We start from the raw sequence: 8,344 nt of genomic DNA, 5'->3' as shown, positions 1-8,344 counted from the left end.
CGGCGCGCAGGCCGCTGGCCGAGACGTTGTAGACGCCGATCACGCGACCGCGCTCGGCGGCCGGGGCGCGCAGCTGGGTGACGGTCTGGCCGATCGCCATCGACGCCAGGTTGGCCACGCCGCCGATGAACAGCAGGACCACGGCGAGGGTGTAGTCGCGGGTCAGGGCGAACAGGAGGGTGCTCACGCCGTACAGCAGGGTGGTCACCAGCGCGGCGCGGACCGTGGGACGGATGCGGCCGGTCGCCTCGAGCAGGATGCCGCCGAGGACACCGCCGGCGCCGGCGGCGAACAGCAGCACGCCGTAGACGTCGGTCGGGTCGCCGCCCAGGTCGCCGGCGAAGCTCGGCATCGTGGCCTGCAGCGACGTGCCGACAAAGAACGACGCCAGACCGGCCAGGACGATCATGCTGATGAGGGTGTGGTCGCCGGCGACGCGCCGCAGGACCTTCACCGAGTCGAACAGGCCGGCGCGCTGGGCGGGGGCGCCCGTGCGGCGGGTGTGCCCGGTGAAGCGGGTGCGGAACAGGAAGAGCGTCAGCGGCAGGTAGAACGCGATGTTGACCAGGATGCCGGCCTTCGGGCCCAGCTGCAGCAGCAGCGCGGAGCCGACCGCCGGGCCGAAGAGGACACCGAGGCTGCGGAAGGTCGCGTTCAGGCGTACCGCCGAGGCCAGTTCCTCGTCGCCGACGAAGTCGTGCAGCATCAGCTGCTCGCCGGGGCCCCACAACGAGCCCGCGATGCCGTGCAGCACCAGCAGCAGGCACGCCTCCCAGATCCGCAGCGAGTCGGTGATGAACAGGATGCCCCAGGCCAGCGACACCAACATGAACAGGATCTGGGCGGCCTGGATGACGCGCCGGCAGTCGTAGCGGTCGGCGAGGCCGCCGAACCACACCGACAGCAGCAGGAACGGCACCCAGTGGCTGATCACCTGGAAGCCGGCGAGCGCCTCGGAGTGAAACTTCTGCCACAGCACCCAGTACGTGATGACGTGCTCGATGTTGTCGGCCATCATCGACAGCGCCGCTCCGAAGAGATACGGCCGGCAGTCACGGTTGCGCAAGGCGGCGAACCGGCGGGCGGCCGGAGCGGCGGCGGTCATGGCGGTAAGCGTGCTCCGGTTCTTGCCCTCCCGCGCCGTCGCGGGCCCCCGGAGTGATCGGCACCACCGCGAGGGCGCCCCGGGTCAGTCCCGCGGCCGGCCGTCGCCGGTGAGCACGGTCTCCAGCAGCTGGTCGAGCCACTCGGCGACCTTGGCCCGGCCCCACCCGCGCTGCTCGACGAGCAGTGCCACGGTGTGCCAGGTGATCAGCGCCCACAGCGTGTCGGTGGCCCGACCGACCGTCAGCCCCGGCCTCAGCCGGCCGGCGTCGGCCGCGGCGCGCGCCAGGCGCTTGAGCTCGGCGCGCCGCCGCCGCTCGTGCCGCCGCCACGCCTCGCGCAGCGCCGGCTCGGCGGCCGCGGCCTCCTCGAACGCCCGCTGCATGGGATATCGCCGCAGCAGCCCGCCGATGACGTCCTCGGGCCCGGAAGCGGAAGCGGAGGCGGGCTCGGGCCGGTCCACGGCGAGCAGCAGCAGTCCGGGCTTGTCGGCGAGCGCATACACCGACTTGGGCGTGACCCCGGCCTCCTCGGCGATCGCCGCCATGGTCGTCGCCGCGTAGCCGCGCCGGGCGAACAGGCGCTCCGCCGCGGCCATGATCGCCTCCCGGGTGGCCGTGGCGGCCGCGACACGCCGTGGCGCGTGATACGAACGCCCGTTGTTCGGTGCAGTCATACTCACCTCATTTCACGATGACTGTATCGAAGATTCGATCGCATGTCACAGCCATGATACGCCACACGTACAGGCGACGAGGTGCGCGATGAAAGTCCACAGTAGACAACGGAGGTGTGACGGTCGTTTCATGGAAATCTTCGGGAAAGCCTTTGTTCATCGGGAATTTAGCCGTACTGTCTGATGAGTCGTCGACCCCTTGGAGGTGATCCACCATGGCGAAGAAGTCGAAGAAGGACAAGAAGAAGAACAAGAAGAAGAAGTAAGTTGCGCCGCTGCGCCGCCCGGGCTGTCCCGGGCGGCCCGGCCAGCAAGACAGGCTGGCGTTTCCGTCGATGACGTATCGACGTTGGCGGCGAACGTGGCTCGACCGGACTGTAGCTGAGCGGGTGAACATCCTGGTTCTGTCGCTGATCTTGTGATGTGCGTAGTGGTCACCCGCTCAACAGAACACGTTTGCGGAGCAAATCGAGGCCTGCGCGACCGAACATTTGCCGCTTGAGCATCTTGAGCCGGTTGATCGGGGGCGGGATGCGGACCGCGCCGTTCGAGCCGCGCCCGCCGTACCTGCTGCCGATGCCCGACGGGGCCGCGCTCGCCCCGGCCGGCGCCCTGCACGCCCGGGGCGAGGAGACGCTCGGCGTCAACGGGGCGCTGCCGGCGGCCGCCCTGTGCGCGCAGGAGTTGGCCCGCCTCGGCGGCGGGCGGGTCGAGGTGTCCCGGCCCACCCGGCTGTTCGAGCTGGCCTGGCCGGCCCCGGCGCCTGGGCGGCTGCGCCCCGCCGGGCGGGACGACCTCGACGTGACGGTCGAGTGGTACGCGGCGTTCGGCGGCGACGCCGACGAGCAGGCCGGGCGCCCGCGCGGGTCCTCCGCGCACGAGCCGCCGAGCCGGGAGGACATGCTGCGCCGGATCGAGGCCGGGCACGTACACCTCTGAGTCGACGATCGGGACCGTCCGGTGCACATGGTCGGGGCCACCCCGCCCGCCTTCGGCACGGTGCGCCTCGGCCCGGTGTACACGCCGCCCGCCGAGCGGGGCCGCGGCTGGGCCGGCAACGCCGTGGCGCACCTGTCGCACCGCCTGCTGGCGGCGGGCGGCGCTCGACCGGGCCTCGGCCGAGCCGGGCGCCCGGCGGGTCGTCGTGGACATGCGGCAACTGACGATGCTCGACTCCACCGGCATCGCGACGCTGGTGGCCGTCTACCGCGCGGGCGCCGCCGCCGGCGGCGTCGCCGTGCAGGTGAGCAACCCGGACGGCGTGATCCGCCGCGGCCGCAGCCGGTTCACCGCCCAGTACCAGGCCACCTACGGCTGGCCGCCCTCCACCGCGCTGCGCAACACCACCCTGGGCAACCGCCAGCCACCACCTACCGGCGACACAACCGTTCAGCGTCGGCGGCACCGCGGCCGGTACGCCTGGAACCAGTTGGCGGGGTCGCGGGCGATGTCCAGGTGGCGGAAGATGCCGTCGAGGCCGCCGGGGAGCTTGCCGGCCACTGCCGGGCCGCTGCTGGCGGGCTGATGAAGCTGGTTGCCTCGGCGCTCACCGACACTTCGTGTGGAACGCGGCAACGGGGCCGTAGCCGCTGTCGGCCGTCACGCCGATCTTCACCTTCACCTGCTCGAGCGGGGCGACGCTTCCCGGACCCAGGGGTCGAAGGTGCCTCGGTCGGTGCGGGAAGGGGCTCGACCCGGCTGGGCAGCGGGCACGTGACGCGGCCGGTGGCAATGGGGACTCGTGGTTGACAGTGATAGACTTAAGATCGTAAATTTGTATTGTCCGCCACAGGTCGACGAGCACTGGGGCCAAAATCGGGGAGAAGACTTGAATGTCAAGAAGGGGGCTGTTGCCCTCGCGGTGATGGTGGCGACCACGGGTGGTGTTGCCGTTTCGACGGGAAGCGCGGCCCAGGCCGCGACGCCGAACTGCAGCCGTCAGATCACTAACATCGTGTATTACCCCGCAGCCAGCGACGGAGCATGGAGGTGCGGGCTGAAATACGGCAACAACAACGCCGCTGTTTCCACCCTCCAGCTCACCCTGAACTACTGCTACAAGGAGAACCTCGACGTTGACGGTGACTTCGGGTCCCGCACCCAGGCGGCGCTGAAGCGGGCGCAGGCAACGGTCGGCGTCAGTGCCGATGGCGAATACGGTCCGATCACTGCGGGACACCTCAAGTTCGTGTACGTCAATGGCGGCTGCATGACCCTCGCGCAGGCCGGCATCAGCTAAGCCTGAACCCACCGAGGCCGGCCTGGCTGCGTCAGGCCGGCCTCGGTGATGGGTTCGTCAACTCAACGGTGTGACTCGACTCGTTGAGAACTACCTGCCGCCTGCGGGGAGTCGTCCTTCGAAGGTCATCTGGAAGGCGTTGAGTGCTGGTTTCCAGCGCATGGTCCAGCGTCGGCGGCCCTGCCCGGTCGGGTCGAGATCACCGCGAGGTAGACGCACTTCAGCGTGGCGGCCTCGTTCTGGAAATGGCCGCGGGCCCGGACCGCGCGGCGGATCCGGGTGTTGACCGACTCGATTGCGTTCGTGGAACACCACAATGCGGATTTCGGTGTCGAACGCCAGGAACGGCACGGACTCCGCCCAGGCGTTGTCCCACAACCTGATGATCGCCGGACAGCGGGCGCACCGGGCGTCGGTGAACTCGGCGGAGCGTTCCTCGCCGCGGCCTCGGTCGCTGCCGTGTAAACCGGTCGCAACGCTTTGGCGATGCCGTCCCAGTGCTGCCGTCCGGCATACCGGAAACTGTTGCGCAGCAGGTGGACGTTATTGCGACATCGGAAGAAGGTGCATGTTCGGTCGCGCAGGCCTCGATTTGCTCCGCAAATGTGTTCTGTTGAGCGGGTGACCTACGCACATCACAAGATCAGCGACAGAACCAACATCCTCGACGGATACCTCGGCGCGGTCGTCGACCGGCTGCAGGGCATCTTCCGCGGTCGGCTGGTCGGCGTGTATCCGGCCGGCTCGCTCGCCTTCGACGCGTATCAGCCGGGCCGCAGCGACGTCGACCTGCTCGCCGTCGCCGAGCAGCCCACGGCCGACGAGATCGCCGCCGTCGTCGCGGCGCTCGACCACGCCGCGCTGCCCTGCCCGGCGACCGGCCTCGAGTTGGTGCTCTACGACCGCGCGACCCTGGCCGGCCTGTCCACCGAGGCCGGCTTCGCGCTGAACCTCAACACGGGCGCCGAGCTGCCGTACAAGGCCGAGACCGCCCCCGGCGACGGCCTGAGCTTCTGGTATCCGATCGACCGGGACATGGTCCGCCAGCAGCGCCGCGCCCTGATCGGCCCGCCGTTCGCCGACCTCGTGCCGCGGGTGCGCTCGCGGGTGCTGCTCCCCGTCGTCGCCGAGTCGGTCGCCGCCCAAATGGCCCACCTCGGCGAACACGGCGACAACGCGGTCCTCAACGCCTGCCGGGCGCTGCGGTACCACGCGGAGCGCACCTGGTTGCCGAAGCGCGCCGCCGCCGCGTGGGCGGTGCGGCACCTCCCGGGCGAGGCCGCCGTGATCCAGGCGGCGCTGGACAGCCACGCCGTGGGCCGCGACGCGGGCCGCTCGCCCGACCGTGCGGCGGCCACGGAGTTTCTGACCCGCGTCCACGCGCTCCTGACCACCACCTGAGGGCCCTATCGGTCGGCGTCGCTCCGTCGCTCCGGCCGCAGGCGGTCGCCGGGCCGGAGGGTCTCGAGCAGGTCGACGGCGACGACGGCGCCGTCGCGACCGCGGATCTCCTCGCCGAGCCGGGCCGCGGCCGCGCGGTGCGGGCCGTCGGCAAGGAGCTCGGTGGCGGCAGCGCGGATGGCGCCGGCGCCGGCCGACTTGGGCAGCATCCGCCCGGCGCCGTGCCGGACCACCGCCCGGCCGATCGCGGACTGGTCCATGAGCGGGTGCATGGGCAGGACGAGCAGCGGAATGCCGTGCGCGAGGGCGCGTGCGGCGGTGCTGTGGCCGCCGTGGCCGATCACCAGCGACGTGCCCGGCAGGATCTTGCCGTGGTCGAGCTGCCGGTGGACGGTGGCGTTGCCGGGCGCGCGCAGGGTGGCCGGGTCGATCGTGGGTCCGGTGGTGACGACCGCCTCGGCGTCCAGGCCGTCGAGGGCGTCGAGGATTCGCTGCAGGGCCCTGTCCTGGCCGGGGAACCGGGTGGTGCTCAGGCTGACGAGGATGCGGGGTCGTCCGGCCGCGGCCTCGGCGGCGCCCGGCGTGTCCTGCAGGACGGGACCGACGTGGCGGACGCTCGACGGCGGCGCCTCCCGGGCCGGCGGCTCGAAGTCGGCGCGGACGGTGACGAGGCTCATGGCCGGCGACCGCAGGACCGGGCGCATCCGGATGCCGCGCAGGCGCAGGATGGCGCCGACCGGGCCGTGCGCCGCGCGCTGGAAGTAGCTCCACAGGGTGTGCACGAGCGAGACGGTGGGCAGCCCGGCCCGCACGAGGACGTCGATCGTGCCGAGCAGCAGGCAGTCCACGACGACCACGTCGGTGGGCTCGGCGCGGGCGAGCCGGATCGCGTCCGCGCCGATGCCCCGGTCGGCGAAGACCGCGGTGAGGTCGCGGAGCCCGGACGCGGTGCCGCGGGGCGCTGCCGCGTCGTACGGCCGCCCTTCGCGCACGGTCTCGAACCGGAAGCCGGCCCGCTCGACGGCCGCGCGCTGCGGCTCGTGGCCGAGGAACCGCGCGGTGCCGCCGCGCCGGACGACCTCGCGAGCGATCGCGAGCGCCGGCGGCAGGTTTCCACCAGCGTCGAGGGTGACGAAGAGGACGTCCACGATGCCGCTCCTTCCCGGTGTCCGGCCGTGTCAGTCACCGGCGAGGAGCGCGGCGACCAGGGTGTGCATGCGGGACCGCGTGGTCGCGGCGTCCAGGCCCCGGTCGCGGCGCAGCAGCTTCCACGTGTACAGATCGGTGGCGACCGCGAGCAGGTCGACCAGCGCGTCCCGGTCGCCGGGAGGTCGCGCGTCGAGCTGCGGCCGGAAGACGTCCTCGACCCAGCGGCGGTGCAGCCGTTTGCCGGGCTCGACCACGGCGGCGATCCGCGGGTCGTGCTCCTGGCCGAGCAGGCGCAGGACGTGGTCGCCGCGCCGCTCGTAGTGGGCGACGATCGCCTGGATCGCGCCGCCGACGTCGCCGACGGGCGCCCGCCGCTCCTGCTCGACCTCGGCCGAGGCCAGCCTGACGGCCTCGTCGAGCAGGGCGTCGCGGGTGCCGAAGTGCCGCAGCACGGTCTGCACGCTGGTGCCCGCGCGGGAGGCGACCTCGTCGAGGGTGATCTCGATCGTCATCTTCTCCTCGCTCAGCTCGAGCACGGCGCGCAGCACGCGCAGCCGGGTCGCCGCCTTGGCGTCGGCGCGGGCTCGCATGGTGTAGGTGCGTGGGGCGTCCATCCGTGCCGACGGTACCCGGATCCTCGATTTCGTGTCAACGCCGGCTAACGCGAAATTCAGGGCAGTGCGATCGCGACGGTTCCGTGGACCGGTCCCGCGCTCACCACCGAGATCGCGCCGGTCGACACGTCCCAGGCGACCAGACCCTCCTTGTCCGTACTCAGCAGGACCGTGTGGTCGTCCACCCAGTCCAGCGGCTGGCAGCAGCCCTTCGACCGGTCCCGGCCCAGCTCGAGCAGGCGCCGCACCTCCCCGGTGCGCACGTCCACGACGACGACGATCTCGATGCCCCCGTACGTCGGCGTATGGCCCCAGCCGGCCCGGACCACCAGGTCGCCGCCCGCGTCCGTGCCGTTGCGCAGGGCGGGGCCGTACCACTCGTCCACCCCGTACGGTGCCAGCGCCCGGCCGTCGACCGGCACCTCCCGCACCGGCGCGGCCCGGTCCAGCTGCCACTCCTTCAGCATCATCGGCTCGTCACCGGCCTCGCTGCCGATCGTGCCCCGCAGCTCGAGCACCGGCCCGTCCGGCCGCGACACGACCATGTTCCAGACCGACAGCTTCGCCGTGACCCGCGTCGCCGTCCGCGCCCGCCAGTCGACGGCGAACGTGGCCGTCGACTGCTCGCCGTCGTCCCGCGTGACCAGGACAAGGTCGTTCGACCGCCACATCACCTGCTCGTTGTAGCCGGGCAGCGGCGTGCGGTGCACCTCCGCGGTCGTGACGTCGACGACGATGAGCTCGTCGGTCTGCGCCACCGCGATGAGGCGCCGGTCCGGCGACACCGCCGTGGGCCGCAGCGGATCGGCCGTGTTGTTCCCCCAGTCCCGGGTGAACGCCAGATCGACCACGTCCACCCGGGCCCACGAGCCGTCGGTGTCGAGCACGTACAGCGGCTCCGGCCGGGCGGCGTCCTCCGCCGCGCGCGGCTCGACCACCGCCACGGCACGCTTGGCCGGCCCCTGCGACAGCTTGCGGGCCTTGGTGGGCTGGAACGCCGCGCCGGTCGCGGGCAGTGGCCGGACCGTGCGGCGGCCCGGTTGTTGCGGTATCCGATCCACCCCCGGCGTGCCGGGCGACGCCGTGGGCGGCGCCGGGCTGCTCGTCGGCGTGGCCGCCGGGTGCGGCCGGGGCCCGGACAGCGGCACGGCGACTCCCAAC

The 8,344-nt window shown here is 72.1% G+C and carries 11 protein-coding genes; 4 read left to right on the top strand and 7 right to left on the bottom strand.

Going from position 1 to position 8,344, the window contains the following annotated elements:
* The 3 genes from ABT297_RS41980 to ABT297_RS41970 form a co-directional block, all read right to left on the bottom strand.
* A partial coding sequence (locus tag ABT297_RS41980) for an MFS transporter (protein WP_350559432.1) occupies positions 1-1,105 on the bottom strand: 1,105 nt, incomplete at its 3' end.
* Between the two features lie 84 nt (positions 1,106-1,189).
* On the bottom strand, positions 1,190-1,780 hold the full coding sequence (locus ABT297_RS41975; protein WP_350559429.1) for a TetR family transcriptional regulator: 591 nt from the start codon (positions 1,778-1,780) through the stop codon (positions 1,190-1,192).
* A 7-nt stretch (positions 1,781-1,787) separates the two neighbouring features.
* Entirely contained in the window at positions 1,788-2,177 is a 390-nt protein-coding gene (locus ABT297_RS41970; protein ID WP_350559426.1) for a hypothetical protein, read from the bottom strand.
* 101 nt (positions 2,178-2,278) lie between these two features.
* On the opposite strand from ABT297_RS41970, the gene ABT297_RS41965 reads away from it, so the two are divergent.
* The 3 genes from ABT297_RS41965 to ABT297_RS41955 all read left to right on the top strand — a co-directional run bounded on the left by ABT297_RS41965 (position 2,279) and on the right by ABT297_RS41955 (position 4,019).
* Positions 2,279-2,719 carry a hypothetical protein gene (locus ABT297_RS41965; protein ID WP_350559423.1) on the top strand — a complete coding sequence of 147 codons (441 nt, stop codon included), beginning with the start codon at positions 2,279-2,281 and terminating at the stop codon, positions 2,717-2,719.
* A gap of 211 nt (positions 2,720-2,930) precedes the next feature.
* A complete protein-coding gene (locus ABT297_RS41960) occupies positions 2,931-3,305 on the top strand; it encodes a hypothetical protein (protein ID WP_350559420.1) in 375 nt (124 codons plus the stop codon).
* Positions 3,306-3,608: 303 nt separating this feature from the next.
* Complete coding sequence (locus ABT297_RS41955; RefSeq protein ID WP_350559417.1) at positions 3,609-4,019, top strand: peptidoglycan-binding domain-containing protein; 411 nt, start codon at positions 3,609-3,611, stop codon at positions 4,017-4,019.
* Between the two features lie 125 nt (positions 4,020-4,144).
* Here ABT297_RS41955 and ABT297_RS41950 read toward each other — a convergent pair whose 3' ends face one another.
* On the bottom strand, positions 4,145-4,552 hold the full coding sequence (locus ABT297_RS41950) for a transposase (protein ID WP_502885722.1): 408 nt from the start codon (positions 4,550-4,552) through the stop codon (positions 4,145-4,147).
* A gap of 88 nt (positions 4,553-4,640) precedes the next feature.
* Here ABT297_RS41950 and ABT297_RS41945 point away from each other — a divergent pair, with 88 nt between their 5' ends.
* The gene (locus tag ABT297_RS41945) at positions 4,641-5,420 is read left to right on the top strand and encodes an aminoglycoside adenylyltransferase domain-containing protein (protein ID WP_350559414.1); all 780 of its coding nucleotides are present in this window, start codon (positions 4,641-4,643) and stop codon (positions 5,418-5,420) included.
* Between the two features lie 5 nt (positions 5,421-5,425).
* Here ABT297_RS41945 and ABT297_RS41940 read toward each other — a convergent pair whose 3' ends face one another.
* From ABT297_RS41940 to ABT297_RS41930, 3 genes are all read right to left on the bottom strand, one after another.
* Positions 5,426-6,568, bottom strand: coding sequence for a glycosyltransferase (locus ABT297_RS41940; RefSeq protein ID WP_350559411.1), 1,143 nt, complete (start codon positions 6,566-6,568; stop codon positions 5,426-5,428).
* A 30-nt stretch (positions 6,569-6,598) separates the two neighbouring features.
* Positions 6,599-7,183 carry a TetR/AcrR family transcriptional regulator gene (locus tag ABT297_RS41935; RefSeq protein WP_350559408.1) on the bottom strand — a complete coding sequence of 195 codons (585 nt, stop codon included), beginning with the start codon at positions 7,181-7,183 and terminating at the stop codon, positions 6,599-6,601.
* Positions 7,184-7,239: 56 nt separating this feature from the next.
* Positions 7,240-8,344 (bottom strand): hypothetical protein (locus tag ABT297_RS41930; RefSeq protein ID WP_350559405.1); only part of this gene is annotated, 1,105 nt, incomplete at its 5' end.

Source organism: Dactylosporangium sp. NPDC000555 (genome assembly GCF_040300025.1).
Classification (GTDB): Bacteria; Actinomycetota; Actinomycetes; order Mycobacteriales; family Micromonosporaceae; genus Dactylosporangium.
This window is presented reverse-complemented; position numbering and strand designations above follow the sequence as displayed.

Bases quoted from the DNA above. Each gene is read 5' to 3' on its own strand.
- ABT297_RS41935 (WP_350559408.1), bottom strand. From the start codon at position 7,183: ATGGACGCCCCACGCACCTACACCATGCGAGCCCGCGCCGACGCCAAG.
- ABT297_RS41960 (WP_350559420.1), top strand. From the start codon at position 2,931: ATGCGGCAACTGACGATGCTCGACTCCACCGGCATCGCGACGCTGGTG.
- ABT297_RS41975 (WP_350559429.1), bottom strand. From the start codon at position 1,780: ATGACTGCACCGAACAACGGGCGTTCGTATCACGCGCCACGGCGTGTC.
- ABT297_RS41970 (WP_350559426.1), bottom strand. From the start codon at position 2,177: ATGTTCACCCGCTCAGCTACAGTCCGGTCGAGCCACGTTCGCCGCCAA.